Here is a 26,184-nt window from a genome sequence, read left to right as displayed (position 1 = left end):
TGAATTGTGTGCAATTCAGTTGCTAACTATTCTTTTGGCTCCATTACTCAGCGAGCCCGCACCCATGAGTCAAGATCTGTTGGCGATACCCTGCATTACCATCAGCGGCGAGCGTAAGAATCTGGCGGACTTCGGCGCCAAGGCTATTCTGGTGGTCAATACCGCCAGCCAGTGCGGATTCACTCCGCAGTATCAAGGGCTGGAAAACCTCTGGAAGCAGTACGCAGACAAGGGGCTGGTAGTGCTGGGCTTTCCCTGTAATCAGTTCGGCAAGCAGGAGCCGGGCGACGACAAGGCGATCTCCAGCTTCTGCGAGCTGAATTTCGGGGTCAGTTTCCCGCTGTTCCGCAAGATCGAGGTGAATGGCGACGGTGCGCATCCGCTTTACGTGCAACTCAAGCGCGAGGCGCCCGGCCTGTTAGGCACGCAGCGCATCAAGTGGAATTTCACCAAGTTCCTGATCAGTGGCGATGGCCGCAAGGTGACGCGCTATGCACCCACCACCAAGCCCCAGGCACTGAGTGCCGCTATCGAAGCGATGCTCAATGGCTGATCTGAAACTTGACCAGCATCTGTGCTTCAAGCTGTATGCCGCATCCCGCATGGTGGTGCGTGCCTACAAGCCGATGCTCGACAGGCTGCAACTGACCTACCCCCAGTACCTGGCCATGTTGGTGCTCTGGGAGTGGGATGAAACGCCGCCTGCGCAGCCGACCGTGAAGGCGCTGGGGGAGCGTCTGCTCCTCGACTCGGGCACCCTGACGCCATTGCTCAAACGTTTGCAGCACGCGGGTCTGGTTAAGCGTCAGCGTTGTGCGCAAGATGAGCGTGAAGTGCATCTGGGCCTTACCGCTGCTGGTCGTCAGTTGCAGGCCCTGGTGCCTGCATTGAAGCGAGAATTGCTCTGTGAGCATGGGGTCGATAGCCAGGAACTGGAGCCACTACGCATGCAGTTGGATGGGCTTCTACAGCGCATGCGCAGCCTCTGAGTGTTATGTGAGGGGCTAGGATGTGCTCGCAACTGAGGCGGGAGCAGACGCTAGCTCGGCAACCATTGATCGAGCAGGGCGAGTAGCTCTTCGCGGCGGAAGGGTTTCGCCAGGTAATCGCTCATGCCCGCCGCCAAACAACGTTCGCGCTCTTCGGAAAGCGCATTGGCGGTAAGGGCAATGATGGGTAGATGCTGCCACGCCGGGTTGGCGCGTATGCGTCTGCTAGCTTCGTAACCGTCCATCACGGGCATGTTGCAGTCCATCAGCACCAAGTCGACAGGTTCTTCCTGCAGTCGCTCCAGCGCCTGCTCACCGTTGTTGGCCAGCGTTACTTCCAGGCCCTGCTTGCCGAGCATGCCTTTGGCCACCAACTGGTTGACCGGGTTGTCTTCGACCAGCAGCACACGTGCTTGCTTACGGGGTGTTGCTGCGCGTACCTGTGGCCCGCTCGCGTTCTCTGACGGCTGCTGTAAGGCGCGGCCCAGCGCCTGCAGCAGGTGATGGCGGGTGAGTGGCCTGGCTACCTGTTCCAATGGTGCCAGGGCACGTGCTTGTTCGGTATCGAGGAAACTGCCGTAAGCAGTGACCAGAATGATCGGTGTGGTGGTCTGCTGACGCAGACGTTCCATGCAGGTCGGGCAATCGCTGATCAGTACGTCGGCATCGATGTCGCTGGCCTGTTGGGCACTGTCCAGGCGCTGGTAACCCAAGCCCCAGCGGTTGATCTGCATGGGGAGCAATTCGGCCAAGCCCGTATTGGCGCTACAGATGGCCAATACTCGTCCCGCCAGCCGTGGAGGGGCAGGAGCCGCTTGTAAGCTTGGTAACGGCAATATCGCGCTGAAACGGCTGCCGCTACCAGGCGTAGAGAGCAATTCCAGTTGGCCATGCATGGCCTCACACAGACGGCGTGTCAGTGCCAGCCCTAGGCCGGTGCCGCCGAACTGACGAGTAATGTCCGCGCCTGCCTGGGTAAAGGGATGAAAAATACGTGCCTGTGCATCTTCCGCAATACCGATGCCGGTATCGCAGACTTCAATACGAACCTGATTCGACTCGGCACGAATACGGATATCAACGCGGCCCTCGCGGGTGAATTTCAGGGCATTGGACAGCAAGTTGCTGACGATCTGCCGCACCCGTGTCGGGTCACCAAGCATCTGCGACGGCAATTGCGGGTCAATCAGGCACGTTAACTCGACGCCGGGCAGGGCGTTTTGCGACAGCAGGCTGGCGGTGCCTTCGACCAGCGTGCCGAGGTCGAAGGCGATGTTCTCCAGCTCCAGTTGTCCTGCCTCGAATTTTGATAGATCGAGAATATCGTTGAGCAGATCGACCAGCACCTTGCCGGAGTCATGAGCGATCGACAGCTGCTGGCGCTGCTCGCTGCTCAGCGTGCCTTCCAGAGACAACGCCAGCATACCCAGCAAGCCGTTCAGCGGGGTACGGATCTCATGGCTCATGTTGGCCAGAAATATGGAGCGTGCCTGAGCCATGGCCAGGGCGTCGTGGCGGGCTTGCTGCAGTTCTTCATTGGAGCGGCTGAGGCGACTGTTGGCGGCCTTGAGCTCCACTGTGCGGGCTGAAACGATGGCTTCCAGCTCGCCGAGGTAGTCGGTTAGTCGATCCTCGGCGTTGCGTCGTTGTTCGATCTCTGTGGAAATACTGGCGAGCTGGTTGTTGGCAACTGCTACCAAGACACCGATTTCGTCGCGCTCGTGGCCGGGCGGGCAGGGCAGGCGGGTGCGATCCGGGGTGCGCAGGTCGCGGCTGGCGATTGACTGAACCACCTGGTTCAGTGGCTTGGTCAGCATGAAATAGAACAGCACCAGCAGAATCACCGAGAGCAGCAGGCTGCGGGCGAAGCCATTGACCAGGGTCAACATCGCGCGTTTGAGGAAGTTGCTGCCGAATGCGTAGGTGTCGATGTCCAGTTGCAGCATGCCCAGTTGCTCGTCAGGCGCATGCTCGACTGACAGGCGAGTTTCGAAATGGCGGCTGTTGCCGAACAAGAAGTCGCTGAAGATTCGATAGTTGCTTTCCGCCGCTGGCTGCGTGGTGCTGGCCAGGGACTCGCCATTGCTGTCGACGATGCGTGCGCCGGTCACGGCGGGCGAGCGCAGCAGGCCGGCGACCAATTCCTGGGCCAGTTCGGCGTCGATGTTGTAGGCGATACGTGCGGCAGGATTGTGGCTGATCTCCATCAGCGCACGAATCTCGCGGTTGATGGCGGCGTCTTCACTGGCATAATCGACGCCTATCTGCACCAGGCTGAGCAGCGTTCCGATGATGAACGCCACCAGGACGGTAACGCCAGCCTGTTTGAATGACAGCCGCTGTGTCAGTGGTATTTCCATATAAGGCGCTGTCTCGTTCCGATCGCTGTCCAAGCATAGTCGATATGGCCTGCTTTTCGGCACACCCGCCTCAACATACTGATGATTCGAGGGCCTGACCGTGGATTCCCGTTTGCTTGATTTTCTCCAGCGTGCCGACAGTGTTCTGACACGCCTGGAGCCGCTGCTGCCTGCGATTCGCGAGCCGCTCGATTGGCAGCAATGTCTGGCCGCGCGCTGGCAGCGTGAGGGGCGCAGTGGCTATCTGCAGCCGCTGAAAGTGAGCCTGGACATGAGCCTGAGTGACTTGATCGGTGTCGACACCCAGCGCGAGCAACTGGCGCGCAATACCCGCCAGTTCGTTCAGGGCATGCCTGCCAACCACGCGTTACTGTGGGGCGCCCGGGGTACTGGTAAATCGTCGCTGGTGCGTGCGCTGCTGGCCGAGCATGCAGGTGTCGGCTTGCGGCTGATCGAAATCGAGCGTGACCACTTGGCCGATCTGCCGCGCGTTGTGGAACAGCTGATGAAGCTGCCGCAGCGTTTCATCCTGTTCTGCGATGATCTGTCGTTCGAGGCGGGAGAGGGCGATTACCGGGTGCTCAAGAGTGTGCTCGACGGCTCCCTTGAGCGTTCGCCGGAGAACGTGCTGCTGTACGCCACCTCCAACCGCCGCCACCTGGTGCCGGAGCGTGAGAGTGACAACGCTAATACCAAGATGGTCGATGGCGAACTGCACCCGAACGAGGCCGTCGAGGACAAGATCGCCTTGTCGGATCGCTTTGGCCTGTGGCTGTCCTTCTACCCCTTCACCCAGCAGCATTACCTGGATGTGGTGCGCCACTGGGTCGACGTGCAGGCAGCAGAGGCGGATCTGCAATGGCAGTGGAGCGAGGATCTGGAAAAGCTTGCCGTGCGCTGGGCGACGGGGCGGGGTAATCGTAACGGCCGCTGTGCCTATCAATTCGCCCGCCAGTGGGTGGGCCTGCAACTGCTGGAGACGTCGCGATGATCGATTTGAGTGAAAGCGGTACGGGCCTCGACGGTTATCCGTTGCTGACTGCCCAGCTCGAGTCACTGTTGAGCGGTGAGCGCGATTTCATTGCCAATGCTGCGCAGTTCAGCGCTTTTGTCTTTCACGAGCTGGAAGGGCTCAATTGGGCCGGTTTCTATCTAGTCAAGGACGATGAGCTGGTGCTCGGGCCGTTCCAGGGCAAAGTCGCCTGCGTACGCATTCCGTTTGGGCGCGGTGTTTGTGGCGCCGCGGCAGCGTCGTTGCAAACCCAGCGGGTGGAGGACGTGCATGCTTTCGCCGGGCATATCGCTTGCGACAGTGCGTCCAACAGTGAATTGGTCATCCCGCTAATCAAGGATGGCCGGCTGATTGGCGTGCTGGATCTGGATAGTCCGCTGCTTGGGCGGTTCAGCGAGGTTGATCAACGAGGAATCGAAGGCCTCGCCGCCGTGCTGCTGCGCGCGAGTGATTGCTGAGATCCGGCGTCTGTTGCCGTTTCAACAACGCGGTTTGCGTTGAAACGGCAACAGCACTAGTCGTATATCGCCTTCTTCTTCCAGTCCCCATCACCTTCCAGCGACTTCAGTCCCTCGTTGAGTTCGCTGGATTCATCGACGGCCTGTTGTCCTGGATTGACCAGCATGGCGTTGACCTGCGCGAGTTGTTTCTGGAACTGCGCCAGCGGCGCCTGATAGCGCGCCACGTCGCTCTGCTTTTGCAGGAACTGCACGCCACGCTCCAGTGCGAGGCGGGCGTGGCCGATCTGTTGCTGCTGCAGCGCATGCCGGGCCTGGTTGCCATAAAGCTCTATATAAAGCTGAGCCAGCATATGGCGTATCTGCTGCGCCCATTGTTTGGCTTCATCGACAGGCAGCAGGCCGGTCTGTGCTGCTTTGCTGATCTGGCCGTGCAGCATTTCCAGTTGAGCGCGAACCTGTTTCGCCCGTTCGTCGTCGGTCACCGGGAAGGGGGCATTGCGAACCGGGATGGCCTCGCCCTGGCCGATAAATTTGCGCAGTTCCTGGGCCATGGCTGCGTAGGCGGCATCCTGCTTATCGACTTCCAGCAGGCGTTCGGCGAAGTGTAACTGCAGACGGCTGAGCAACAGCTTGAGCTCCGGCGTCATGAATTGCCCGGCGAACTGCTCGTTGAGATCGGCGATACGACGGTAGCGCTCGGCTAGATCAGCTTTAAGGCGTGCCTTCTTGCGCTTGTTGTTTTCGGCCAATTGATTCAGATAGGCAATCAGCACCAAGAGGATGATGCCGCCGATTATCGCCAGGGTGATCACGAGCGAGGACATCGCTTTAACCTCTCAAACGCCATTTTCGCACGAGTGTAGTGCTTAGTTGGGGCGCCTCCTAGCGGCGATTGCATTTGATCACGCACTCTTCATGCCGACATTTGCTAAGTTGTGAGGAGGCTCTTGATCATCGGCATGGCAAAGAGCCAGCCAGCCGCCAGTGGAGTGTTCATGTTCAGGTCTTGTGTCATGGCCCTGTAGGGCTCTCTATATCGAACTTTAAGGTTTCTCATCGGACTGCTGAAATCCAGGGTGAAGTCGTTGATTTTAAAAAATATTATTTGAGAGGTTGACGACCGTTAAAAGGCTCCATAGAATGCGCGCCACTTCCAAGGGAATGCCGAAAGGCACAGCGCGGAAGCCGGAAATTCCGGGCAACGTCCCCTTCGTCTAGTGGCCTAGGACACCGCCCTTTCACGGCGGTAACAGGGGTTCGAGTCCCCTAGGGGACGCCACTTCGGAAATGAAGTGGAAGCAACATATGCGGGAATAGCTCAGTTGGTAGAGCACGACCTTGCCAAGGTCGGGGTCGCGAGTTCGAGTCTCGTTTCCCGCTCCAGATTATTGATTCAGCTTGGCAGCTGAATCGTTGTAAAAAAGTTCAAGGTCCCCTTCGTCTAGTGGCCTAGGACACCGCCCTTTCACGGCGGTAACAGGGGTTCGAGTCCCCTAGGGGACGCCAATTTGTTGTAAATGCGGGAATAGCTCAGTTGGTAGAGCACGACCTTGCCAAGGTCGGGGTCGCGAGTTCGAGTCTCGTTTCCCGCTCCAAATAAACGAAAAAGCCGCTCGTTGAGCGGCTTTTTCGTGTCTGCCTTTTGGTGTTTCGAGGCCTGCCAGCACGGGTTGAGTGCTGGCGGGCTTTTTCGTCAGTGGCGGCTGCTTGGTGTCGGCATCGCCAGCAGCTGCTTTTCCTGATTCCAGTCGAACGGTTCGTCGTTTTCTTCGGCGTAGAAGCGGCGCTCGTCGAGTTGCTGGTACAGCTCGATCTCTTCGTCCGGCATGAAGTGCAGGCAGTCGCCGCCGAAGAACCACAGCAGGTCGCGGGGCACCAGGTGGGCGATCTGCGGGTAGCGCTGGAAAATCTGGCTGATCAGATCCTGACCCAGGTACTGGCTGCGTTCGAAATCTACTGGCAGCTCGGCCAGCAGCTCGTCATAGCGCTCGAGAAAGTTGGCATGGCTGTCATCGAGAATCTGCTCGGCTTCGCCCAGGGCGACCAGAATGGTGCGCAGGTGGTTGAGCAGTGCGATGTGGTGATCGAGATGGGTGTTGGCCATGTCCGGTGATCCTGAAAGTAAAACGGGCGCCGGAGTATAAAGTCCACGGCGCCCGCTGTCGTGCCTGCAGTAAGGACTACCTGACCTTGCCCTCGCTCGGCAGCAGCTCTTCCTTGCTGAAGTCATCGACATCGATCACCACGCGACGGGCAACCTCAGCTCGTTGCAGCTGCTGGCCTTCCTCGGCGGTGAGTACGCCGGCAGCCACTGCCGTTTCGATCTCGTTCTGCCCCGGCGTTTCCCGAACCTGCCCGGCCTTGACGGCCTTGTGCAGCTTCTTCTGTAGCGGCTGAGCTTCCTGCAGCAGATTGAAGGCGTGTTGCAGGGCGCCAACCGGGTCGTCCGTAGCGCTCGGGCGGAAGCAGCCTTCGAGCAGTTCTTCGAGTGCCGGGTCGCCCGCATTGCGGCCGATGATCGCCGCGACCTGTGCGTCGAGGTGATCGTCCGGGCCCTGGTGGCGACGGCCGAAGGGGAAAACCAGCACGCGCAGGGCACTTCCCAGCAAGCGGTTGGGGAAGTTGCTGAGCAAATTGTCGATGGCGGTCTCGGCCTTGCCCAGGCTCTCCTCGAGCGCCCAATGCAGCAGCGGGCGGACGTGCTCCGGGTAGTCCTGGTCGTGATAACGCTTGAGAGCCGCAGAGGCCAGATACAAATGGCTGAGTACGTCACCCAGGCGTGCCGAAAGGCGCTCGCGACGCTTCAGTTCACCGCCCAGCAGCATCATGCTGAGGTCGGCAAGCATCGCGAAGGCGGCGCTCAGGCGGTTCAGCGCGCGGAAGTAAGGGCGGCTGATACGGTCGCCCGGCACCTTGCCGAGCATGCCCAGGCTGAGGCTGAGAATCAGTGTGCTGGCGGCGTTGCTGACGGCAAAACCGATGTGTTGCATCAGCAGGTCGTCGAACTCCACCAGCGCCTGATCGCGATCCTCACGATTGGCCAGGGCCATTTCCTTGAGTACGTAAGGATGGCAGCGGATTGCCCCCTGGCCGAAGATCATCAGGTTGCGCGAGAGGATGTTGGCGCCCTCGACCGTGATGAAGATCGGTGCCCCTTGCCAGGAGCGGCCCAGGTAGTTGCTCGGGCCCATGATGATGCCCTTGCCGCCGTGCACGTCCATGGCGTGGGTGATGCACTCGCGGCCACGCTCGGTCAGGTGATACTTGAGGATCGCCGAAAGTACCGACGGCTTCTCGCCCAGATCCACCGCATTGGCGGTGAGGATGCGTGCGCTGTCCATCAGCCAGGCGTTGCCGCCGATGCGAGCCAGCGCCTCCTGAATGCCTTCGAAGGCCGACAGCGGTACGTTGAACTGCTCGCGCACCTGGCTGTACTGGCCGGTGACCAGGCTGGTGTACTTGGCGGCGCCGGTGCCGACGGCGGGCAGGGAGATGGAGCGACCTACCGACAGGCAGTTCATCAGCATCATCCAGCCCTTGCCGAGGTAGTCCGGTCCGCCGATCAGGTATTCCAGCGGTACGAATACATCCTTGCCGGAGTTGGGGCCGTTCATGAAGGCAGCGCCCAGCGGTAGGTGGCGGCGACCGATTTCGACTCCGGGGGTGTCGGTGGGAATCAGTGCCAGGCTGATGCCCAGCTCTTCCTTGTCGCCGAGCAGGTGTTCCGGGTCATAGGCCTTGAAGGCCACGCCAAGCAGCGTCGCTACCGGGCCGAGGGTGATGTAGCGCTTTTCCCAGTTCAGCCGCAGGCCGACGACTTCCTCGCCGTTCCACTGGCCTTTGCAGATCACACCGCTATCGGGCATGGCGCCCGCGTCGGAACCCGCCAGCGGGCCGGTCAGGGCGAAGCAGGGGATATCGTCGCCACGGGCCAGGCGCGGCAGGTAATGGTTGCGCTGCTCTTCGGTGCCGTAATGCAGCAGCAATTCGGCCGGGCCGAGGGAGTTGGGCACCATCACGGTGGAGGCGAGGTCACCGCTGCGGGTGGCCAGCTTCATGGCCACTTGGGAGTGGGCGTAGGCAGAAAAACCCTTGCCGCCGTATTCCTTGGGAATGATCAGGGCGAAGAAGCCATGCTGCTTGATGTGCGCCCAGGCTTCGGGCGGCAGATCCATGCGCTGGCCGATTTCCCACTCGCTGACCATGGCACACAGCTCTTCGGTCGGGCCGTCGATGAAGGCCTGCTCCTCGGCGGTCAGCTTGGCTTTCGGGTAGGCCAGCAGCTTATCCCAGTCGGGGCGGCCGCTGAACAGCTCGCCATCCCACCATACGGTGCCTGCCTCGATGGCGTCCTTCTCGGTGGCCGACATCGGCGGCAGCACCTTCTGGAACCAGGCAAACAGCGGTGCGGTGAAGTGCTTGCGGCGCAGCTCCGGCAGCGCCAGGGGCAAGGCGACCGCCAGCCAGAGCAGCCAGAAGATCACCATCAGCCAGCCCGGCGCGTGGCTGTAGGCGCCCATGACGAGCAGATAAGCGGCAACGATTGCCAGGGCGGGTAGGGGCGCCGTGCGGCGGTGGGCCAAGAAGGCCGTACCGATAACCAGAACGAGCAACCAGACAGCGAGCATGCAAAATCCTCCATGATGGCGATGGCAGAACGACTACCGACGCCATAATCGTAGTCGGCAAGCGCAGAGGCTGCCGACAGGGGCGTTACAGATCACTTCCGGGTGGTCACGACCTGTTGCGTTCACGATAGTGACCCCTGCCGGGGCCGCGTAGTTCGGCTAACAAATTGCGTCTGCGGATGACCTGTTGGTCAGCTCATGAATGGCCCGTACGCGTGCTACATGAACGAGGTCGATAGCCAACATCAGTATGTCTGGCTTTCTTCTTCTGAGCAGAGTGGTAGGGTTGTCAGCGTTTCGGCTCATGGGCTTCTGATAAGGACGATTGGCAATGCTGAAGATATGGGGCCGCAAGAATTCCACCAATGTGCGCAAGGCGCTGTGGTGTGCGGAGGAGGCTGGCGTCGGCTATCAACGGCTGGATGCCGGCGGCGCGTTCGGGGTGGTTGATCAGCCCGAGTTTCTGGCGCGCAATCCCAACGGGCAGGTGCCCGTGCTCGAGGATGGTGGCCTGGTGCTCTGGGAGTCCAACAGCATCGTGCGTTACCTGGCGGCAGCTTACGCGCCGGGCAACCTCTATCGCGAAGACCCTGTTAGCCGTGCGAACGGCGACAAGTGGATGGACTGGACCACGTCCACCTTTGCCGGCGTGTTCCGCGATTTGTTCTGGGGCACCTTGCGTACCCCGGTCGAGCAGCGCGACCTTGCGTCCATCGAGGCTGCACGTTTGCGCTGCATCGAACTTCTCGCACTGCCTGAGCAGGCGCTAGGCGAGCATGACTATCTATCCGGCGACGCTTTCGGCATGGGCGACATTCCCCTTGGTAGCTTCATCTACGCCTGGTTTGAAATGCCCATCGAGCGACCGCCACAGCCCAACCTGCAGGCCTGGTATGCGCGGCTGCGCGAACGACCGGCCTATCAGTGTGCGGTGATGACCGAGCTGAACTGATTCCCCCTGATATTTCGTTGTAATAGTTCGACAATACCCCCATCTAAATCCTGTCATTTTTCATGCGTGCGTATCCTTTATGAGTACTGCTCTGTCGATCCGGCAGCTGACCAAAACCTACGGCAACGGCTTCCAGGCCCTGCACGGTCTCGACCTCGATGTGGCCGAAGGTGATTTCTTTGCCTTGCTCGGCCCTAACGGTGCGGGTAAATCCACCACCATCGGCATCCTCTCGACGCTGGTGAACAAGTCCAGTGGCACGGTCAACGTGTTCGGCCATGACCTGGACGCCCAGCCTGCCGCGCTCAAGCGCTGCATCGGCGTGGTGCCCCAGGAATTCAACTTCAACCAGTTCGAGAAGGTCTTCGACATCGTCGTGACCCAGGCCGGTTACTACGGTATTCCTGCGCGCCTGGCCAAGGAGCGTGCCGAGCAGTACCTCAACCAGCTGGGCTTGTGGGACAAGCGCGACGTAGCCTCGCGGGAGCTGTCCGGCGGTATGAAGCGCCGGCTGATGATCGCCCGGGCGCTGGTGCACCAGCCGCGGCTGCTGATCCTCGACGAGCCGACTGCGGGTGTCGACATCGAACTGCGGCGCTCGATGTGGAGCTTCCTCACTGACCTCAACAAGCAGGGCATCACCATCATTCTCACCACCCACTACCTGGAAGAGGCCGAGCAGTTGTGCCGCAACATCGGCATCATCGACCACGGGCGGATCGTCGAGAACACCAGCATGAAAGCGCTGCTGGGCAAACTGCATGTCGAGACCTTCTTGCTGGATCTGAAGCACGACTTGGCTGCCGTCCCGCAGCTTGTCGGCTATCCCGCCAAGCTGGTCGACCACCACACCCTCGAAGTGCAGGTGGACAAAAGCCAGGGCGTCACCGAGCTGTTCCGGCAATTGTCGGCACACAACATCGAGGTGCTGAGCCTGCGTAACAAGAGCAACCGCCTGGAGGAACTGTTCGTGTCCCTGGTCGAGAAGAACCTGTCGAAGGTGGCCGTATGAGTCATGAGCAGTCCGAGTTCAACGCCAACATCGTGGCGTTGCGCACCATCGTCTACCGCGAAGTGCGTCGCTTCATGCGTATCTGGCCGCAGACGCTGCTGCCCCCGGCGATCACCATGGTTCTGTATTTCGTTATCTTCGGCAATCTGATCGGTCGGCAGATCGGTGACATGGGTGGCTTCACTTACATGGAGTACATTGTGCCGGGGCTGATCATGATGTCGGTGATCACCAACGCCTATGGCAACGTGGTGTCGAGTTTCTTCGGCAGCAAGTTCCAGCGCTCGGTGGAGGAGTTGATGGTCTCCCCGGTGTCGCCGCACACCATCCTTATCGGTTACGTCACTGGAGGCGTGCTACGCGGGCTGGCGGTCGGTGTGATCGTGACGATGCTGTCGCTGTTCTTCACCCATCTGCAGGTGCACCACCTGGGGTTGACGGTGCTGGTGGTACTGCTGACGGCAACGATCTTCTCGCTGGGCGGCTTCGTCAACGCGGTGTTCGCGCGCAACTTCGACGATATATCGATCATCCCGACTTTCGTGCTGACGCCGCTGACCTACCTGGGCGGCGTGTTCTATTCGATCACCCTGCTGCCGCCGTTCTGGCAGACCGTGTCGATGGCTAACCCGGTGCTGCACATGGTCAACGCCTTCCGTTACGGCATTCTCGGCGTATCGGACATCCGCATCGGCACCGCCATCGGCTTTATGTTGGTCGCCACGGCGGTGCTCTATGTACTGTGTGTGCGTTTGCTGGTCAGCGGGCGCGGCATGCGCCAGTAAGCGAGGCGAGGTAGGGGGCTGTATGCCCGGCCCCTTACCTGAACTTGCAAGAGAGCCCACTTGTAGGTGCGTCGCCCTCGGCGCGAATCGATCGTCTCACGAAGTGCGAACTCCTGGTGAACGCTGATCGCCGGCAAGCCGGCTCCTACGGTTGGCGGCGGCTTCAGGTAGCAGGGATATTGCGCTTTGCCGTCTACAGCCAGCCGTAATGCCGGAAGCTGGCGTACAGGCCAACGCAGCCTGCGCCGATCACACCCAAGACGGCAAAGTAGCCGTACTGCCAGGTGAGCTCGGGCATGTTGTGGAAGTTCATGCCATAGATGCCGGCGACGGCTGTGGGGAAGGCCAGTATGGCTGCCCAGGCGGCGAACTTGCGCTGCACCACGCTTTGCCGGGACGACTCCAGCAGCAGGCCAATCTCGATGGCGTGATCGGCCATCTCGCGCAGGTTGGTCAGGTCTTCGAGCAGGCGATTGACGTGGATGGCGACGTCACGGAAGTACGGCCGCATGTTCTTGTCGATGAAGGGGAAGTCCAGGTGTTGCAGCTCCTGGCAGATCTCCGCTAACGGGCCAATATTGCGGCGCAGGCGCAACAGGTCGCGGCGCAGTTGCTGAATGCGCACCACCTCGGTATGGGTCATGGCGCATTCCAGCACCGTCTGTTCGAGCTGCTCCAGCTCGGCGTAATAGATATCCATCAACGGTCGGTAATTTTCGATGATGAAGCTGAGCAGGGCGTAGAGCACGAAGTCTTCGCCATGCTCAAGCAACAGCGGCCGTGCCTCGCAACGCTGGCGCACCCTGGAATAGGGCGCAGACTCGCCGTAGCGGGCGCTGATCACGTAGCCCTTGCCGGCGAATAACTGAGTTTCCACGAAGGTCAGTTCGTCGCCGACCTGCACCGGTGAATAGAGCACCAGAAACAGCGCATCGCCGAAGGTCTCGAGCTTGGGGCGAGTGTGCCGTTGCAGCGCGTCTTCCAGGGCCAGTTCATGCAGATTGAACTGCCGCTGCAGGTTGCCGAGCTCTTCGCTGCCAGGATCGTGCAGGCCGATCCACACGAAGTGCTCGGGCTTGCTCGCCCAATCGCGGCCTTCGTCGAGATGGATATCGCTGACCTTGCGGCCCTTGCTGTAAACGGCTGCTGCGACGACTTCGCCCATGGTTGGCCCCGTGCGTAACCTGTTCGCTGCAGCTTACCTGCTTATCTCAACTCGCTCAGCACCTTTGAACAGGCTCTCAGGTGCGAGCCAGCTCGGCATCCATCGAATCGATACAAGCCTGCATGCGTGTACGGCAGGTTTCGATCAATTGAGGCAGGTCATCCATGCTCAAGCCTGCAGTGGGAATCTCGGGCAGTGAACGGATCATCACTTTGCCACTGTTCCAGCTATTCAGGCGCAGGCTTCGTACATAGCTGCTGGCACATACGGGGATGATCGGTACGCCCGCGTTGACGGCCATCTGGAAGGCGCCCCGCTTGAAGGGCAACAGTTCACCGCCGCCATTGCGGGTGCCTTCGGGGAATACCCAGATCGAGGTGTTTTCGTGCTGCAGTGTATGGGTGGTGGCCAGCATCGAGCGCTTGGCTTTGTGCGCATTGCCACGGTCGATCAGCACATTACCCGCCAGCCAATACAACTGGCCGAACAGCGGCACCCATTTAAGGCTCTTCTTGCCAATGCTCACGGTGCGCCTGGGTACCACGCGGCCGATGACATACAGGTCATAGTTGGACTGGTGATTGGCGATGATCACGCAAGGTTTGCTGTGTTCGGCAAGGTTGCGTGTATCGGTCTCTACCCGAATGCGTAACAGCCGCAGTGCCGGTAGAGAATAGAAGCGCGCGCAGAGGCGGCTGTTATCCGGGTGGAAGGGCCTGTATAGGCCCAATAGCAATCCGAGAATGCCTGCGATGATGAAATGCACGCTCATCATCAGCATGCGCAGTACGAAAAGCATAGGTGCGACCCACTCGAAAAAGGTCGCGCAGTGTAGAGGTGGCCCGGGCTTTGGGCAATTGCCAGGCCATTACCAGTGATTGCCAGCATTCATGCATACAGCCCATGAGGCGGCATGCATGAACCTTACAAGGCGTGCTGCTTATCCAGCTCGATAGACCTGTCGAGGGTTTCCAGCAGCGCGGCACGTACCTTGAGCTTGGTCTTGCGGTGGGCGTTCATATTGATCTTCTTGAACTGCGCCGCCACGGCCAGGGCGGTGGCGAGCAACTGCTCGGCGGGCACCACCTTGTCGAGGAAACCGGCATCCACTGCGCTCTGCGGATCGAACATCTCGCCATTGATTACCGAGCGATGGAATGCGGACTTGCGCAGGCGATCTCGGGCTAGCTCAATGCCGACATGGTGCATCGTCATGCCAATCTGCACTTCGTTGAGGCCAATGCTGAAGGCCCCCTCGACACCGATGCGGTAATCGCTGGAAAGCAGCAGGAACGCACCTTTGGCTACCGCATGGCCCGGGCAGGCGACGATGATCGGATAAGGATGAGCGAGCATGCGTCGCGCCAGGGTCGAACCCGCGGCTACCAGGTCGATGGCATTCTGCGGGCCGGAGGTCATTACCTTCAGGTCGTAACCCCCGGAAAGAATGCCCGGCTGCCCGGTGAGGATTACGATGGCCTTGTCCTGGGTGGCGCGATCCAGGGCTGCATTGAAGGCCTCGATCAGCGCAGGAGAAATGGCATTCACCTTGCCGTTGCTCAAGGTCAGGGTGGCGATGCCGTCATCGAGTTGGTAGCTGATCAGGTCGCTCATGGTCGACTCCTTGTTCTGGATATGCGGCTGACGTTACCCATCGGACGAGGTCAGGTAAAGCGCGAAGGATGACCGACAAGTCAGTGTTCAGGGCCAAGCTGCCCAGGCGAGTGAAGGGAAGATCCCACTTGCAACGTAGTGCCGATGATGAATTGGGCCGATCAGCATTGCCGACAATTTCATCCATGCCTGTCACCGCAGATTGGTAAGCCGCCGTTGAGCCCTTGCACTTGCTGGAGCGGGCTGCCACTTGTTGTGGCTTAACCACATGAATCTTCTAAAAAAGTTTTGCCTTTGGGCAAACGTTCGATTACATTAGCGCGCCTCGACAGACAGCATGTCTGGCGAGATCCGGTGAAGTGTCCGAGCGGTTGAAGGAGCACGCCTGGAAAGTGTGTATACGAGAAATCGTATCAAGGGTTCGAATCCCTTCTTCACCGCCACTTTCGAATCAACGCGAACCCCCGTGAATCCTAGAGATTACGGGGGTTTTGTGTTTCTGGCTTCTGAGGGTTAGGACATTTCTAGGGCAAAAGCGCGTTTTCCAGTCTGCTTATGGCCGCTTTAGTCCGATCTGAATTCCATCATCCTGAAAACCAGGCCGGCCATGCTCTTGGTGTCGGAGGGTAGCGCAGTCGTCTACCGGCTCTTCCATGCCTTCCTTGATGGATTCGCGCATGCCAGGAACGGACAGCAGGTACAGCGTTTCCTGGATGGCTTCCCAATCATCAGCCGGGATCAGCACGGAGTTGCTGCGCTTGCCCAAGATCAGAATCGGCTGATGGGATTCTGCGGACTGATACATCAAGCGATACAGGTTGCTGCGTGCTTCGCTGGCAGTGAGTGGTTGCATGATGATTGGCCTCCTGGGGATGCTCTCGTCGTACGCTAAGTCGTACGTCATGTTAATGGCTCTTCGTCGTTCAGTGGGTCAGCCGCAAAGCGTCCTGCAGGTCATCGGGGGGAGGTGTGCATATCCGTCAGGCGGTCACTGTATAGCCTGAACCTCTAGGATTTCGGCCTCTCGGATTCTATGAGGCCAAATTTTTGGCCTCTCTCGAGGTAACTGTCATGAACGTGAAAAGTACCGAAGGTGCTCAGGATAAATCCAAGAGCTCTGCAAACGGCAGCGCCAAGAATAGTTCGCAAGGGGCGCATCACGACAAGGATAAGTCAAAGCCTGCCGAGCAATCCAAGGCCCAGCAGCGCGACGATGAAAAGAGCGGACAAAATAAAGGCTCTGCTGCTGCCAGTAGCAAGCACAAGGACGCGGATGAGTCCCCTGGTAATAAATCGAGCGGTAACAAGTCGAGCCAGGCTGCAAAGTCGAAGTAACGCGGCGCGCTAATCAGAAGCCCGGCCTAGTGCCGGGCTTTTTCATTGGGCGAGTCTGTATGGGGGCTCAGAATGGCTCTGGGGTACTAGGATCAAGATCCTCAGAGCATCGTAGAATGGCGCTCGACGATGCGCGCCACTGTGAGTCGCCTGCAGTAACGGCTAGCCGCTGCCCACGGTAAATAGCGTGGCCTGCAGTGCGAACATTTGGCGTGTGGATACCTCTTTTTGAGTGGGAATGTGGCAGTGAAGTGGGATGTTTTCTGTAGGGTCGTGGACAACTACGGCGATATCGGGGTGACCTGGCGGTTGGCGCGGCAGTTGGTCGACGAGCAGGACGCTGAGGTGCGCCTGTGGGTCGATGACTTGGCCGCGCTTGCGCGTATTTGTTCGCAAGCGGATGCCAAGTCAGCCTGCCAGCATTTGTATGGTGTCGAGGTGCGTCGTTGGGAGCAGACCTGGCAAGTGGTCGAGCCGGCAGATGTGGTTATCGAGGCTTTTGCCTGTGCGTTGCCTAGCCAGTATGTGGCCGCGATGGTTGCATGCTCCGCGCGGATTCTCTGGCTCAACCTGGAATATTTGAGTGCCGAGGATTGGGTCGAGGGCTGCCATGGGCTGCCGTCGATGCAGAGCAATGGCCTACAGAAGTTTTTCTTCTTTCCCGGTTTTACCGCGGGTACCGGTGGATTGCTGCGCGAGGGCGATGTGCTCGGCGCCCGTGACGTGCTGCAGCAGGACGCTGGCGCCCGTGAGCGCTTCCTCGAGTCGATGGGCGTGCGCCCGGCCTCTGACGCGCGGCTGATTTCCCTGTTCGCCTACGAGAACGCCTCGTTGCCCGGCTGGTTGGACGCCTTGGCGAGCGATGCCACCCCCAGCCATCTACTGGTGCCCGAAGGTCGGGTTCTCGGGGATCTGCAGCACTGGCTGGGGCAGCCTGTCGACGTTGGCTCAGTGGTGAGGCGTGGTGCGCTGAGTGCTCAGGTGCTGCCTTTCATGCAGCAGGATCAGTACGACGCGCTGCTCTGGTGCTGCGACCTGAATCTGGTACGCGGCGAGGATTCCTTCGTGCGCGCGCAGTGGGCCGGTCGACCGCTCGTCTGGCACATCTATCCTCAGGAGGAGGGCGCGCACTGGGATAAGCTGGAGGCTTTCATGGCGTTGTACTGCCAAGGCCTTTCTACCGAAGCCAGCTCAGCGCTGCGGGCCGTGTGGCGAGCCTGGAATGCTGGCGCGCCAATGAATGATGGTTGGAACGCTTGGCTGCAGTGCAGCGATGAGCTGGCCACCCATGCCCGGGAGTGGGCGAAGTGCCAGGCGGTACGTGCAGATCTTGCCGCGGCGCTGGTGCAGTTTTACCGAAATTGGCTATGATACGCGGCCTCGAATTTTGTAAATCCATTCAGATCCGGATATTCGTATGAAAACCGCACAAGAAATGAAGCCTAACAGCGTGGCCCTGATCGATGGCCAGCCATGGCTGATCCAAAAGGCCGAGTTCACCAAGTCCGGTCGTAACAGCGCCATCGTGAAGATGAAGCTGAAAAACCTGATGAACGGCTCGAAGACTGAAACCGTCTACAAAGCCGACGACAAGATGGAGCCGGTCATCCTTGAGCGCAAGGAAGTGAACCTGTCCTACATCAGCGGCGACGACTACGTTTTCATGGATCCGGAATACAACTCCTACGAGCTGCGCGCCGAAGACCTGGAAAGCGTTCTGCCGTTCATCGAAGAAGGCATGAACGACGTTTGCGAAGCCGTGTTCTTCGAAGGCAAAGTGATCTCCGTCGACCTGCCGACCACTATCGTGCGTCAGCTGACCTACACCGAAGGTTCCGCCCGTGGCGACACTTCCGGCAAGGTGATGAAGCCAGCCAAGCTGAGCAACGGCACTGAAGTGAAAGTGGCTGATTTCTGCGAAATCGGTGACTGGATCGAGATCGACACCCGCACCGGCGAGTACAAGTCCCGCGCCAAGGCGCCGGTCTGATCGTCAGGCTTGCGATGTGATGAAAAACCCGGCCTTCGCGCCGGGTTTTTTGTGCCTACCGTTTATGGCAGGCGCCTTACTTATTAGCGGGGTGTGCAGCGGCAACTCTAGATGATTTGCTCCGGTGTGACGCTAACCTTACTCGTCGCGGCCATCCATCATGATGCGCTTGAGTATCACGTAGACCGCGCCGGTTCCGCCATGCTTGGCGATGCAGGAGGTGAAGCCCAGCACTTGCGGGTGTTGACGCAGCCAGGTGTTGACGTGGCTCTTGATCATCGGCCTGCGCCCGTCGGTGCGTACCGCCTTGCCATGGGTCACGCGTACGCAACGAACCTCCAACTTGGTCGCTTCGGCGAGAAACTCCCAGAGAGTGTCGCGGGCTTTCTCCACACTCATGCCATGCAAGTCGAGGCTGCCGTCGAAAGGGATCTGGCCAAGCTTGAGTTTGCGCATCTGGCCGTCTTGCACGCCGTTGCCGGCCCAGTACAGCGCATCCTCAGGGCCGACATCGATGACGAACTGATCGGACAGACCATCCACCTTGATGGTGTCCGTGCGCAGCGTCGCCGCTTGACGCAGTGTGGCGAGGCGTGCACGGTCGCTCTTGGGTTTGCCGGTGTCGGCGCGATCATGTTTGATCGGCTTCACACCATGCAGCTGGGCCTTGAACAGGGAAAAATCATCGTCTTGCATTGGAGCCTCCGCAGGGGCAGCAAGTTTACCAAGCGGAGAAGGGCGGGTCAGTCGCGTTTCTTCATCAGGTGTGGCGACATGGCCAGGTCAGCCTTGCGATGGCGTATACGGCGGCGACATTTGCGCCAACCCACTACACCGCCGTAAAGCAAGACCAGGCCAAGTGCCAGTATGACGCCGGCATTGCTGGTAGAGTCATTCAGGTTGCCAAGTATCTGCGGCCTGCCCAATAGCGTTGCGGTACCCGCCATGGCCAACAGAATACCGAACGTCGCACACAGGGCCGCAACGGCTGCGGCAACCTGCAAGCGCCAGTTGCCCGAGTTTTTCGGGCGTAGGCGGCGGGCATTGAAACCGTCTGATTGCTTCATGGGGCGACATTTCCTCGAGGGATCTTTTCGCTATGACTGGCAGGAGTAAGGCGGGTTCAAACCAATGCGGCGCCAGGCGACGCATTTGAAGCGGGCTTACAGCAGTGCGCTGGCGTCTGGAACCCAGGCTGCGAAGTTGTCGGCCAGGGCGATCATTTCGATGCGGTGCATCTCAGCGGCGCTGATCACTTTGCCATCCGGCGTCGGCAGATCACGGGTGGCGCAGGCGGCGTCGACCACGGTGCAGCGGTAGCCGTAATCCTTGGTGGCGCGAATGGTGGTGCTGATGCTGGAATGGGTCATGAACCCGCAGACGATCAGATCGAGATGACCGAGGGACTGCAGCTTCTCGTGCAGGTCGGTACCGGAGAAAGCGTTCGGCATGCGCTTCTCGACGACGATCTCGCCCGGCAGTGGTGCCACTTCCGGGAGATGGTCGCCACGTGGGCCACGGGGATCCAGCAGGCCACCAGGGATGCCCAGATGCTTGACGTGAACGATGGCGCCGCCCTGGGCACGTACGGCATCCAGCAGTTTGGCGATTTCCGCCAGGGCTGCATCCAGGCCAGGCAACTGCACCACACCACTGCGATATTCTTCCTGGGCATCGATGACCAGCAGAGTCGCATTGCTCAGGTTGGCAGGCGCATGGCCACGACCAGTGAGCTGATAGAACGTTTGCGGGTGGGACGACATGTACGACTCCTTGCTGGCGCGGTTAACGGTGCATATTGTCCGCCTCTATGACGCTGCTGTGAACCTCTCTGTTGGTTGTATTGCAGCGCAGCGGTCTCGGTAACCCAAGTGAATCGTTTCAGCTTCCGAGCACAAGCGCGGGCCTGCCCATCGAACAGGCGGCTGGCAGCGCTGGATTGCCAGGGTAGGCCTGCTAAACTAACGCCTTTTGCCCGGAGCCACGTTGTGACCGATGCCCGCCCAGCCCTGAACACCCGCCTGCGCACGCTGCGCGATTACATCCGCTGGGCCGTGAGCCGTTTTCAGGCAGAGGAGCTGTTCTTCGGGCATGGCACCGACAATGCCTGGGATGAGGCGCGGCAGTTGGTGCTTGGCGCCCTGCATCTGCCCTGGGAAATCGCTGACAGCTACCTGGATTGCCGCCTCGAGGAGGACGAGCAGCAGCACCTGCACGCTTTGCTGCAACGGCGCATAGAAGACCGTGTACCAACCGCCTACCTGCTCGGCCAGGCCTGGTTCTGTGGCTTACCCTTTATCGTCGATGAGCGCGTGCTGGTGCCGCGTTCGCCGATCGCCGAGCTGATCGAGCAGCGTTTCAGCCCCTGGCTGTCTGGTGAACCGGCGCGGATTCTCGACCTGTGCACGGGCTCGGGCTGTATTGGCATCGCCTGCGCTTATGAGTTCCTCGATGCCGAAGTGGTGCTTGGGGATCTGTCCTACGAGGCGCTGGAGGTGGCCAACCGCAATATCGAGCGCCATGGCCTCGATGAGCGGGTGTATACCGTGCAGGGCGACGGCTTCGCCGGGCTGCCGGGGCAGCGCTTCGATCTGATCGTCTCCAACCCACCCTATGTGGATGCCGAAGATTTCGCCGACATGCCGGCTGAGTATCAGCACGAGCCGGAAATGGGTCTGGCCTGCGGTGATGACGGGCTGGATCTGGTACGCCGGATGTTGGCGGAAGCAGCCGATCACCTGACCGAGAAAGGCCTGTTGATCGTCGAGGTGGGCAACAGCCAGGTGCACGTCGAGGCGTTGTATCCCGAAGTGGATTTCGCCTGGCTAGACTTCGCCCGTGGTGGCCACGGCGTGTTCATGCTGTCGGCTGAGCAGTGCCGCGAACATCAGGCGCTGTTTCGCGAGCGTCTCTGAGGCGATTTTCTTGATCGGCCAGCTCGAAACAAAAGTCGCCTGACCGGCCGCTACGTGGCGCAAGCGGCCGGTGAGCAGAGCTTTTGTGGGAGAGGCTTTAGCCTCGATTTTGCCTAGCTAGGCGTAAAGAGCTCGCGGCTAAAGCCCCTCCCACGAGATCGCGAACGTCCGCTTCCGCCTTGTAGCGGTCGAACAGCCAGGCGACAGGCAGCAGACGGCCGATATCCTCGAGTCTGCGATCAGGCCTCGCGCCCGCCACGGCGCAGCAGGTAGCTGTCCATGATCCAGCCGTTGGCCTCGCGGGCAGCTGCGCGGGTATGCGCGATGCGCTCGGCGACATCGGCGAGCTTGCCGGCGATAAGAATCTCGTCCGGCGTGCCGACGTAGGCGCCCCAGTAGATATGTAGATTTTCGCTAATCACATGGCGGTAGCTGTCCTGTGCGTCGAGCATCACCACCACGCTGTCCACGCCCTCTGGCCAGCCTTCGCGTAGGCGTCGACCAGTGGTGATCTGTACGGCACGGCCGATCTGGTTCAGAGGAATGCGGTGACGCGCGGTAAGCGCCTGAACGCTGGTGATGCCCGGGATCACCTCGTATTCGAGTTGATGCCCACTGGCGATCACGCCGTCAAGAATGCGCAGGGTGCTGTCGTACAGCGATGGGTCGCCCCAGACCAAGAAGGCGCCGGTTTCGCCGTCCTTCAACTGGCCAAGCAACTGCTCGAACACCGCCTGCTTGTCACGGTTGAGGCTGTCGATGCTCGCGTCATAGTTGGCCACATCGCGTTCGCGTTCCGGGTTGGTCGCTTCGAGGATTCGATAAGGGCGACCAGGCTCGATATAGCGATCGAGGATCAGGCGGCGCAGGGCGATCAGCTTGTCCTTGGCTTCACCCTTGTCGAGGATGAAGAACACGTCGGCGCGATTGAGCGCCTTGATCGCTTGCGTGGTGAGGTAGTCAGGGTCACCGGCGCCGATGCCGATGATCAGGATGTCTTTCATGCTGCGCGTCTCGTACTTGCAATGGCGCGCAGCATAGCAGTTCGTCACGACAGCTGACCGTAGCCTGCTGCTGAGCGAAGCGATGCGCAGGAGCGATTTGTCGGCAGGCCGAATGCTCCCCGGGGTATCGCTTCGCTCAACGCCAGGCTACTGGTGTTTAACCAGCCGCCAGGCGCAGGACATTTTCCTCTTCTGCCGATGGCTCGGCGACGCCGGCGAGGAACTCGTCACCCCAGCGACGGATATCGTTGTAGTTGACGATATCGAACAGCTCACGCATCCGCGCACGGGCTTCGGCTTTGGGCATGTTCAGCGCCAGGTAGCAGGTCTGCGCCAGATCCGCGGTGTCGTGGGGGTTGGTCAGCAACGCGCCCTTGAGCTCCGCTGCAGCACCTGCGAACTCGGATAGCGCCAACACGCCCTGGCCCTCGAGCAAGCCCTGGGTGGCGACGAATTCCTTGGCCACCAGGTTGAGGCCGTCACGCAGTGGGGTGATCCACATGACATCGGCCATGGCATACCAGGCCACCACTTCGTCGAACGGGAAGCTGCGGAAGAAGAACTGCACGGGCGTCCAGCCGATCCGCGCGAAGCGGCCGTTGATACGCCCCACTGCCTGTTCGATCTGCGATTGCAGCTCGTCGTAGATGGTCATTTCGCGGGCCGCCGGCACGCAGATGCTGACCAGGGTGATCTTCTTGTGCAGCTCCGGGTTGTCGGCCAGCAGTCGCTCGTAGGCCTGGAGTTTTTCAAGAATGCCCTTGGTGTAATCCAGGCGCTCGACCGACAGTACCAATTTGATGCCACTAAGCTCGCTGCGCAGGTTGGCCATCTGCTCGCGGGTTTTTTCCTGCGCCAGGGCATTGCGAACGCGATCGATATCCAGACCGACCGGGTGAGCACCAAGCTTGACTACGCGGCTGCCGGTATCCACGGCGGTGGTCATGCGCTCCAGGCCCACTGCGCAGCCATAGGTGATAAAGCGTGGCGCGCAGTTCTGCCGGCTGACGGTCTGCAGCGGCGTGACGCCACGCGCTACGTCGACGAAGTTCTCCACCTGACGGGGGATATGGAAGCCGATGTAGTCGCACTGCAGCAGGCTGCCGATGATCTGCCGGCGCCACGGCAGTACGTTGAACACGTCGGCCGATGGGAAGTAGGTGTGGTGGAAGAATGCGATGCGCAGGTCCGGGCGCAATTCGCGCAGATAGCCCGGCACCATCCACAGGTTGTAGTCGTGCAGCCAGACGATGGCGCCTTCTGCGGCTTCCTTTGCGGTGCGCTCAGCGAAGGCACGGTTGACCTTGAGAAACACCTGCCAGTCATCCTCGTCGAAGCGTGCGCGCTCCCAGAAGGTATGCAGGGTCGGCCAGAAGGCTTCCTTGGAGAAGCGCTTGTAGAAGATGTCGACTTCTTCCTTGCTCAGTGCCACCCGTGCGGCGGTGAGTTTCGGGTAGCGCTCGGCATCCACGGTGGTATGGGTTTCGAACGGCTCGTCGCCTTCCTCGTCGACCGCCCAGGCGACCCACGAGCCAGGGCGCGAATCACCGAAGAAACTCATCAGGGTCGGGATGATGCCGTTGGGCGAGGTCGGGCGGCGGCGCTGCACCTTGCCGTCCACGCGGTGTTCTTCGTAGGGCAGGCGGTGGTAGACCATTACCAGCTCGGCGCGGCCTGGTTTGGTGGCGCTGCGTTTTTCCGCAGCAATGCCATGTTCGCCGAGGAAGCCGAAATGCACGAAGGCCTGCAGAATGCCGCCGCAACCTGAGCGATCCGCTTGCAGAATCCAGGATTGATGCTCGGTGGCCTTGATCAGGTTGGGCTCCGACTCGCCGACGCAGACGCCCTTGTAAGTGCCGTCGAGCATGTTCAAATCATTGAGCGTATCGCCGCAGGCAAGTACTTGGCCGGCCTCGATGCCCAGCCAGTCGACCAGGGCCTTGAGGCTGGAGCCTTTGTTCACGCCCTTGGGCAGAAAGTCCAGGTAGCGATCCGCGGAGTAGAGCAGATCGCAACCTAGCTTTTCTGCTGCTGCCAGCAGGGCTGGATCGGCCGCTTGCTCGGGCGTGCAGAAGTACGAGCAGCGGCGCGCTTGCGGTACGTCCTGGCGTTCCAGATCGAAGCCTTCCAAGGCTTGAGCGACCAGGCTCTCGCCCGGCCAGAGAGCATCGACCTGGCCTTGCAGGCGCTGGATCGGTTGCAGGGTGTCGCCGTGTACGAAGGTGGCGCCGACGTCGGCGATGATAAAGTCCGGTTGTGGCAAGGTCGGGTCGGCCAATAGCGGCAATACCGCTTCCAGGCTGCGACCCGTTACGTAGGCCAACTGAATTTCCGGGTGAGCGGCGATGGTCTGGTAAAGGCTCAGGCGATCCTCGGGATCACCGGCGAGAAAGGTTCCATCAAGATCGGTTGCAAGTAGCATGCGCTGTCTCCCTGTCCATGAGTGGTGCAGTGACGCGCCGACATCAGCCGACGAGCAAAGCGGGCACCTTGAGGTGCCTCTGTTCTGTAGGCGTTTGCCTACGATGAAGCGGTGGCGGGCTCCTGCTCGTCACCTTGGTTACCGTTGTCCGGGTCGTTTTCATCGTCCGACGGTGGGGCGTCGGGCATCAGCTCCAGTACGGTATGGCTGGTGCGTAGCATCGGTACGAAGTGTGCCTGCTCACCGGCGACCAGGTCGCTGACGTGGCGCAGGCGATAGAAGGTGTAGGCCGCCAGCAGCCCCAGGGTTGCAGCGAAATACAGCGGCAGTGCGGCAGCGCCGGTGTATTGCATCAGTATGCCGGCGAGCAGCGGCCCGCATACGGAGCCGACGCCGTTGATCATCAGCAGGCTGCTGGAACCGGAAAGAATCTCGTCGCTGTGCAACTGGTCGATCAGTTGCGCCACGGCGATGGGATAGATGGCGAACGACAGCCCACCGAAGATGAACATCAGCGCCAGCAGCGTGCGCCCGGCAGGCAACAGGCTCATCAGCAGTGCGACGACCACCGCGGCGCTGACTACCCAGAACAGCACCCAGCGCCGATCATGGCTGTCGGAGAAGCGGCCGATTGGCAGTTGCAGCAAGGCGCCACCGAGAATAGTCGCGCTCATCATCAGGCCGACCCCCGACGCATCGAAACCATTGAGGCTGGCATACACCGGCGCCATCCCCCAGAACGCACCAAGTGCTAGCCCCGAGAGGCCGGCCGCGGCAATCGACAGCGGGGCGATGCCGACGATGGCGCGCAGGTTGGTGTGCAAGGTATCCGGTACGCTTGGCTGCGGCTGGCGCGTCAGGGTGATGGGCATCAGCGCCGCGCTGATCAGCATTGCCGCCAGGGCGAAGAGCAGGAACTCACCGGGATCGGCCAGGTTCAGCAACTGCTGAGCAGCAGCCAGGGCACCCAGGTTGACCGCCATGTAAACCGCGAACATCTGCCCGCGTTTATCGTTGGGCACCTGAGCGTTGAGCCAACTCTCTATGACCATGTACAGGCTGACCAGTGCCAGGCCGTAGAGCACCCGCAAGCCAAGCCATACCCAGGGGTCGACGATCAACACATGGAGCAGCGCGGTGATCGCGGCGAGGGCGGCGCAAAAGGAGAATGCACGGATATGCCCAACGCGACGAACCAGCGGAATCGCCAGCCAGGTGCCGAGGAGAAAACCGACGAAGTACCCGGACATGATCAGTCCGAGCATTCCGGTGGAGTAGCCTTCGGCGACGCCACGCAGAGTCAGTAGAGTGTTGAGCAAACCGTTGCCAAGGAGGAGTAATGCGACCCCACCCAGCAACGAGCTGATAGGGGAAATCAAGGACCACATGGCGAACAACCCTAGGGGAATATGCCAGTGATAGCAAGCATGAAGCGCGCCAGTGATCTTTGCGATGGTTATCTAGGTGTTTGAAATATAAAGATTATTTTTGCCGACGAACGGTCTTTGTGTTTTTCTGGGGAGTGAAAGGCACCAGCGCG

The 26,184-nt window shown here is 60.3% G+C and carries 24 protein-coding genes, 5 tRNA genes and 1 pseudogene; 16 read left to right on the top strand and 14 right to left on the bottom strand.

Annotated elements, in window-relative coordinates; translation table 11 throughout:
- The first annotated feature begins 64 nt into the window (after nucleotides 1-64).
- Complete coding sequence (locus ACZ3GY_RS11080) at nucleotides 65-553, top strand: glutathione peroxidase (RefSeq protein ID WP_463565288.1); 489 nt, start codon at nucleotides 65-67, stop codon at nucleotides 551-553.
- Nucleotides 546-989, top strand: a complete 444-nt coding sequence (locus ACZ3GY_RS11075) for a MarR family winged helix-turn-helix transcriptional regulator (protein ID WP_465910064.1) — start codon at nucleotides 546-548, stop codon at nucleotides 987-989. The genes ACZ3GY_RS11080 and ACZ3GY_RS11075 overlap by 8 nt, the downstream gene beginning before the upstream one ends.
- Before the next feature lie 50 nt (nucleotides 990-1,039).
- On the opposite strand, the gene ACZ3GY_RS11070 is transcribed toward ACZ3GY_RS11075, so the two are convergent.
- Nucleotides 1,040-3,349, bottom strand: coding sequence for a hybrid sensor histidine kinase/response regulator (locus tag ACZ3GY_RS11070; RefSeq protein WP_465910063.1), 2,310 nt, complete (start codon nucleotides 3,347-3,349; stop codon nucleotides 1,040-1,042).
- Between the two features lie 100 nt (nucleotides 3,350-3,449).
- On the opposite strand from ACZ3GY_RS11070, the gene ACZ3GY_RS11065 reads away from it, so the two are divergent.
- Together ACZ3GY_RS11065 and ACZ3GY_RS11060 are read left to right on the top strand one after the other, a co-directional pair.
- On the top strand, nucleotides 3,450-4,340 hold the full coding sequence (locus ACZ3GY_RS11065; protein WP_465910062.1) for an ATP-binding protein: 891 nt from the start codon (nucleotides 3,450-3,452) through the stop codon (nucleotides 4,338-4,340).
- Nucleotides 4,337-4,819: a free L-methionine (R)-S-oxide reductase MsrC gene (locus ACZ3GY_RS11060; protein ID WP_463565285.1), complete on the top strand. Its 483-nt coding sequence runs from the start codon at nucleotides 4,337-4,339 to the stop codon at nucleotides 4,817-4,819. The genes ACZ3GY_RS11065 and ACZ3GY_RS11060 overlap by 4 nt, the downstream gene beginning before the upstream one ends.
- A 56-nt stretch (nucleotides 4,820-4,875) precedes the next feature.
- Here ACZ3GY_RS11060 and ACZ3GY_RS11055 read toward each other — a convergent pair whose 3' ends face one another.
- A complete protein-coding gene (locus tag ACZ3GY_RS11055) occupies nucleotides 4,876-5,646 on the bottom strand; it encodes a hypothetical protein (protein WP_463565284.1) in 771 nt (256 codons plus the stop codon).
- 379 nt (nucleotides 5,647-6,025) lie between these two features.
- Here ACZ3GY_RS11055 and ACZ3GY_RS11050 point away from each other — a divergent pair.
- From ACZ3GY_RS11050 to ACZ3GY_RS11035, 4 genes are all read left to right on the top strand, one after another.
- Nucleotides 6,026-6,101 (top strand) — tRNA-Glu (locus tag ACZ3GY_RS11050).
- Between the two features lie 28 nt (nucleotides 6,102-6,129).
- Nucleotides 6,130-6,205 (top strand) — tRNA-Gly (locus ACZ3GY_RS11045).
- 47 nt (nucleotides 6,206-6,252) lie between these two features.
- Nucleotides 6,253-6,328: transfer RNA gene (locus ACZ3GY_RS11040), tRNA-Glu, on the top strand.
- A gap of 13 nt (nucleotides 6,329-6,341) precedes the next feature.
- A tRNA-Gly gene (locus ACZ3GY_RS11035) sits at nucleotides 6,342-6,417 on the top strand.
- Nucleotides 6,418-6,515: 98 nt separating this feature from the next.
- Here the strand turns inward: ACZ3GY_RS11035 and ACZ3GY_RS11030 are convergent.
- Together ACZ3GY_RS11030 and ACZ3GY_RS11025 are read right to left on the bottom strand one after the other, a co-directional pair.
- Nucleotides 6,516-6,926, bottom strand: coding sequence for a PA2817 family protein (locus tag ACZ3GY_RS11030; protein ID WP_463565283.1), 411 nt, complete (start codon nucleotides 6,924-6,926; stop codon nucleotides 6,516-6,518).
- A gap of 76 nt (nucleotides 6,927-7,002) precedes the next feature.
- The gene (locus ACZ3GY_RS11025) at nucleotides 7,003-9,450 is read right to left on the bottom strand and encodes an acyl-CoA dehydrogenase (RefSeq protein WP_463565282.1); all 2,448 of its coding nucleotides are present in this window, start codon (nucleotides 9,448-9,450) and stop codon (nucleotides 7,003-7,005) included.
- Nucleotides 9,451-9,781: 331 nt separating this feature from the next.
- On the opposite strand from ACZ3GY_RS11025, the gene ACZ3GY_RS11020 reads away from it, so the two are divergent.
- The 3 genes from ACZ3GY_RS11020 (at nucleotide 9,782) to ACZ3GY_RS11010 (ending at nucleotide 12,199) form a co-directional block, all read left to right on the top strand.
- Entirely contained in the window at nucleotides 9,782-10,402 is a 621-nt protein-coding gene (locus tag ACZ3GY_RS11020; protein WP_465910061.1) for a glutathione S-transferase, read from the top strand.
- Between the two features lie 79 nt (nucleotides 10,403-10,481).
- Complete coding sequence (locus ACZ3GY_RS11015; RefSeq protein ID WP_463565280.1) at nucleotides 10,482-11,414, top strand: ABC transporter ATP-binding protein; 933 nt, start codon at nucleotides 10,482-10,484, stop codon at nucleotides 11,412-11,414.
- Nucleotides 11,411-12,199 carry an ABC transporter permease gene (locus ACZ3GY_RS11010; RefSeq protein ID WP_463565279.1) on the top strand — a complete coding sequence of 263 codons (789 nt, stop codon included), beginning with the start codon at nucleotides 11,411-11,413 and terminating at the stop codon, nucleotides 12,197-12,199. The genes ACZ3GY_RS11015 and ACZ3GY_RS11010 overlap by 4 nt, the downstream gene beginning before the upstream one ends.
- A 193-nt stretch (nucleotides 12,200-12,392) precedes the next feature.
- Here ACZ3GY_RS11010 and ACZ3GY_RS11005 read toward each other — a convergent pair whose 3' ends face one another.
- The 3 genes from ACZ3GY_RS11005 to ACZ3GY_RS10995 form a co-directional block, all read right to left on the bottom strand.
- Entirely contained in the window at nucleotides 12,393-13,364 is a 972-nt protein-coding gene (locus ACZ3GY_RS11005) for a magnesium and cobalt transport protein CorA (RefSeq protein WP_225833107.1), read from the bottom strand.
- Nucleotides 13,365-13,440: 76 nt separating this feature from the next.
- Nucleotides 13,441-14,163, bottom strand: a complete 723-nt coding sequence (locus tag ACZ3GY_RS11000; protein WP_465910059.1) for a lysophospholipid acyltransferase family protein — start codon at nucleotides 14,161-14,163, stop codon at nucleotides 13,441-13,443.
- Between the two features lie 125 nt (nucleotides 14,164-14,288).
- Nucleotides 14,289-14,978 (bottom strand): crotonase/enoyl-CoA hydratase family protein, encoded by a 690-nt coding sequence (locus ACZ3GY_RS10995; RefSeq protein WP_465910058.1) that lies wholly within the window; start codon nucleotides 14,976-14,978, stop codon nucleotides 14,289-14,291.
- A gap of 353 nt (nucleotides 14,979-15,331) precedes the next feature.
- Here ACZ3GY_RS10995 and ACZ3GY_RS10990 point away from each other — a divergent pair.
- Nucleotides 15,332-15,421, top strand: a tRNA-Ser gene (locus tag ACZ3GY_RS10990).
- Between the two features lie 188 nt (nucleotides 15,422-15,609).
- Here the strand turns inward: ACZ3GY_RS10990 and ACZ3GY_RS10985 are convergent.
- Nucleotides 15,610-15,831: pseudogene (locus tag ACZ3GY_RS10985) on the bottom strand (type II toxin-antitoxin system Phd/YefM family antitoxin); the annotation flags it as partial.
- Nucleotides 15,832-16,049: 218 nt separating this feature from the next.
- Here ACZ3GY_RS10985 and ACZ3GY_RS10980 point away from each other — a divergent pair.
- The 3 genes from ACZ3GY_RS10980 to efp all read left to right on the top strand — a co-directional run bounded on the left by ACZ3GY_RS10980 (nucleotide 16,050) and on the right by efp (nucleotide 18,303).
- Nucleotides 16,050-16,313: a hypothetical protein gene (locus tag ACZ3GY_RS10980; protein WP_465910057.1), complete on the top strand. Its 264-nt coding sequence runs from the start codon at nucleotides 16,050-16,052 to the stop codon at nucleotides 16,311-16,313.
- 240 nt (nucleotides 16,314-16,553) lie between these two features.
- The gene (gene earP / locus ACZ3GY_RS10975) at nucleotides 16,554-17,684 is read left to right on the top strand and encodes an elongation factor P maturation arginine rhamnosyltransferase EarP (protein ID WP_465911010.1); all 1,131 of its coding nucleotides are present in this window, start codon (nucleotides 16,554-16,556) and stop codon (nucleotides 17,682-17,684) included.
- A 46-nt stretch (nucleotides 17,685-17,730) separates the two neighbouring features.
- Entirely contained in the window at nucleotides 17,731-18,303 is a 573-nt protein-coding gene (gene efp, locus ACZ3GY_RS10970; RefSeq protein WP_225833091.1) for an elongation factor P, read from the top strand.
- Between the two features lie 138 nt (nucleotides 18,304-18,441).
- Here the strand turns inward: efp and ACZ3GY_RS10965 are convergent, their stop codons facing one another.
- The 3 genes from ACZ3GY_RS10965 to ACZ3GY_RS10955 all read right to left on the bottom strand — a co-directional run bounded on the left by ACZ3GY_RS10965 (nucleotide 18,442) and on the right by ACZ3GY_RS10955 (nucleotide 20,066).
- Nucleotides 18,442-18,999: a Smr/MutS family protein gene (locus tag ACZ3GY_RS10965; RefSeq protein ID WP_465910056.1), complete on the bottom strand. Its 558-nt coding sequence runs from the start codon at nucleotides 18,997-18,999 to the stop codon at nucleotides 18,442-18,444.
- A gap of 47 nt (nucleotides 19,000-19,046) precedes the next feature.
- Nucleotides 19,047-19,370: a hypothetical protein gene (locus ACZ3GY_RS10960; protein WP_465910055.1), complete on the bottom strand. Its 324-nt coding sequence runs from the start codon at nucleotides 19,368-19,370 to the stop codon at nucleotides 19,047-19,049.
- 96 nt (nucleotides 19,371-19,466) lie between these two features.
- Complete coding sequence (locus tag ACZ3GY_RS10955; protein WP_465910053.1) at nucleotides 19,467-20,066, bottom strand: cysteine hydrolase family protein; 600 nt, start codon at nucleotides 20,064-20,066, stop codon at nucleotides 19,467-19,469.
- 246 nt (nucleotides 20,067-20,312) lie between these two features.
- Here ACZ3GY_RS10955 and prmB point away from each other — a divergent pair, with 246 nt between their 5' ends.
- A complete protein-coding gene (prmB, locus tag ACZ3GY_RS10950; RefSeq protein ID WP_465911009.1) occupies nucleotides 20,313-21,218 on the top strand; it encodes a 50S ribosomal protein L3 N(5)-glutamine methyltransferase in 906 nt (301 codons plus the stop codon).
- A gap of 239 nt (nucleotides 21,219-21,457) precedes the next feature.
- Here prmB and cobF read toward each other — a convergent pair whose 3' ends face one another.
- The 3 genes from cobF to ACZ3GY_RS10935 all read right to left on the bottom strand — a co-directional run bounded on the left by cobF (nucleotide 21,458) and on the right by ACZ3GY_RS10935 (nucleotide 26,032).
- Complete coding sequence (gene cobF / locus ACZ3GY_RS10945; RefSeq protein WP_465910052.1) at nucleotides 21,458-22,222, bottom strand: precorrin-6A synthase (deacetylating); 765 nt, start codon at nucleotides 22,220-22,222, stop codon at nucleotides 21,458-21,460.
- 157 nt (nucleotides 22,223-22,379) lie between these two features.
- The gene (ggpS, locus tag ACZ3GY_RS10940) at nucleotides 22,380-24,644 is read right to left on the bottom strand and encodes a glucosylglycerol-phosphate synthase (RefSeq protein WP_465910051.1); all 2,265 of its coding nucleotides are present in this window, start codon (nucleotides 24,642-24,644) and stop codon (nucleotides 22,380-22,382) included.
- A 98-nt stretch (nucleotides 24,645-24,742) separates the two neighbouring features.
- Nucleotides 24,743-26,032: an MFS transporter gene (locus ACZ3GY_RS10935; protein ID WP_463565271.1), complete on the bottom strand. Its 1,290-nt coding sequence runs from the start codon at nucleotides 26,030-26,032 to the stop codon at nucleotides 24,743-24,745.
- Between the last annotated feature and the right edge of the window lie 152 nt (nucleotides 26,033-26,184).

This window comes from Pseudomonas sp. PME37.24/006 (assembly GCF_055556635.1).
This window is presented reverse-complemented; position numbering and strand designations above follow the sequence as displayed.

Bases quoted from the DNA above. Each gene is read 5' to 3' on its own strand.
- ACZ3GY_RS11080 (WP_463565288.1), top strand. From the start codon at position 65: ATGAGTCAAGATCTGTTGGCGATACCCTGCATTACCATCAGCGGCGAG.
- ACZ3GY_RS11075 (WP_465910064.1), top strand. From the start codon at position 546: ATGGCTGATCTGAAACTTGACCAGCATCTGTGCTTCAAGCTGTATGCC.
- ACZ3GY_RS11070 (WP_465910063.1), bottom strand. From the start codon at position 3,349: ATGGAAATACCACTGACACAGCGGCTGTCATTCAAACAGGCTGGCGTT.
- ACZ3GY_RS11060 (WP_463565285.1), top strand. From the start codon at position 4,337: ATGATCGATTTGAGTGAAAGCGGTACGGGCCTCGACGGTTATCCGTTG.
- ACZ3GY_RS11055 (WP_463565284.1), bottom strand. From the start codon at position 5,646: ATGTCCTCGCTCGTGATCACCCTGGCGATAATCGGCGGCATCATCCTC.
- ACZ3GY_RS11030 (WP_463565283.1), bottom strand. From the start codon at position 6,926: ATGGCCAACACCCATCTCGATCACCACATCGCACTGCTCAACCACCTG.
- ACZ3GY_RS11025 (WP_463565282.1), bottom strand. From the start codon at position 9,450: ATGCTCGCTGTCTGGTTGCTCGTTCTGGTTATCGGTACGGCCTTCTTG.
- ACZ3GY_RS11020 (WP_465910061.1), top strand. From the start codon at position 9,782: ATGCTGAAGATATGGGGCCGCAAGAATTCCACCAATGTGCGCAAGGCG.
- ACZ3GY_RS11015 (WP_463565280.1), top strand. From the start codon at position 10,482: ATGAGTACTGCTCTGTCGATCCGGCAGCTGACCAAAACCTACGGCAAC.
- ACZ3GY_RS11010 (WP_463565279.1), top strand. From the start codon at position 11,411: ATGAGTCATGAGCAGTCCGAGTTCAACGCCAACATCGTGGCGTTGCGC.
- ACZ3GY_RS11005 (WP_225833107.1), bottom strand. From the start codon at position 13,364: ATGGGCGAAGTCGTCGCAGCAGCCGTTTACAGCAAGGGCCGCAAGGTC.
- ACZ3GY_RS11000 (WP_465910059.1), bottom strand. From the start codon at position 14,163: ATGCTTTTCGTACTGCGCATGCTGATGATGAGCGTGCATTTCATCATC.
- ACZ3GY_RS10995 (WP_465910058.1), bottom strand. From the start codon at position 14,978: ATGAGCGACCTGATCAGCTACCAACTCGATGACGGCATCGCCACCCTG.
- ACZ3GY_RS10980 (WP_465910057.1), top strand. From the start codon at position 16,050: ATGAACGTGAAAAGTACCGAAGGTGCTCAGGATAAATCCAAGAGCTCT.
- efp (WP_225833091.1), top strand. From the start codon at position 17,731: ATGAAAACCGCACAAGAAATGAAGCCTAACAGCGTGGCCCTGATCGAT.
- ACZ3GY_RS10965 (WP_465910056.1), bottom strand. From the start codon at position 18,999: ATGCAAGACGATGATTTTTCCCTGTTCAAGGCCCAGCTGCATGGTGTG.
- ACZ3GY_RS10960 (WP_465910055.1), bottom strand. From the start codon at position 19,370: ATGAAGCAATCAGACGGTTTCAATGCCCGCCGCCTACGCCCGAAAAAC.
- ACZ3GY_RS10955 (WP_465910053.1), bottom strand. From the start codon at position 20,066: ATGTCGTCCCACCCGCAAACGTTCTATCAGCTCACTGGTCGTGGCCAT.
- cobF (WP_465910052.1), bottom strand. From the start codon at position 22,222: ATGAAAGACATCCTGATCATCGGCATCGGCGCCGGTGACCCTGACTAC.
- ggpS (WP_465910051.1), bottom strand. From the start codon at position 24,644: ATGCTACTTGCAACCGATCTTGATGGAACCTTTCTCGCCGGTGATCCC.
- ACZ3GY_RS10935 (WP_463565271.1), bottom strand. From the start codon at position 26,032: ATGTGGTCCTTGATTTCCCCTATCAGCTCGTTGCTGGGTGGGGTCGCA.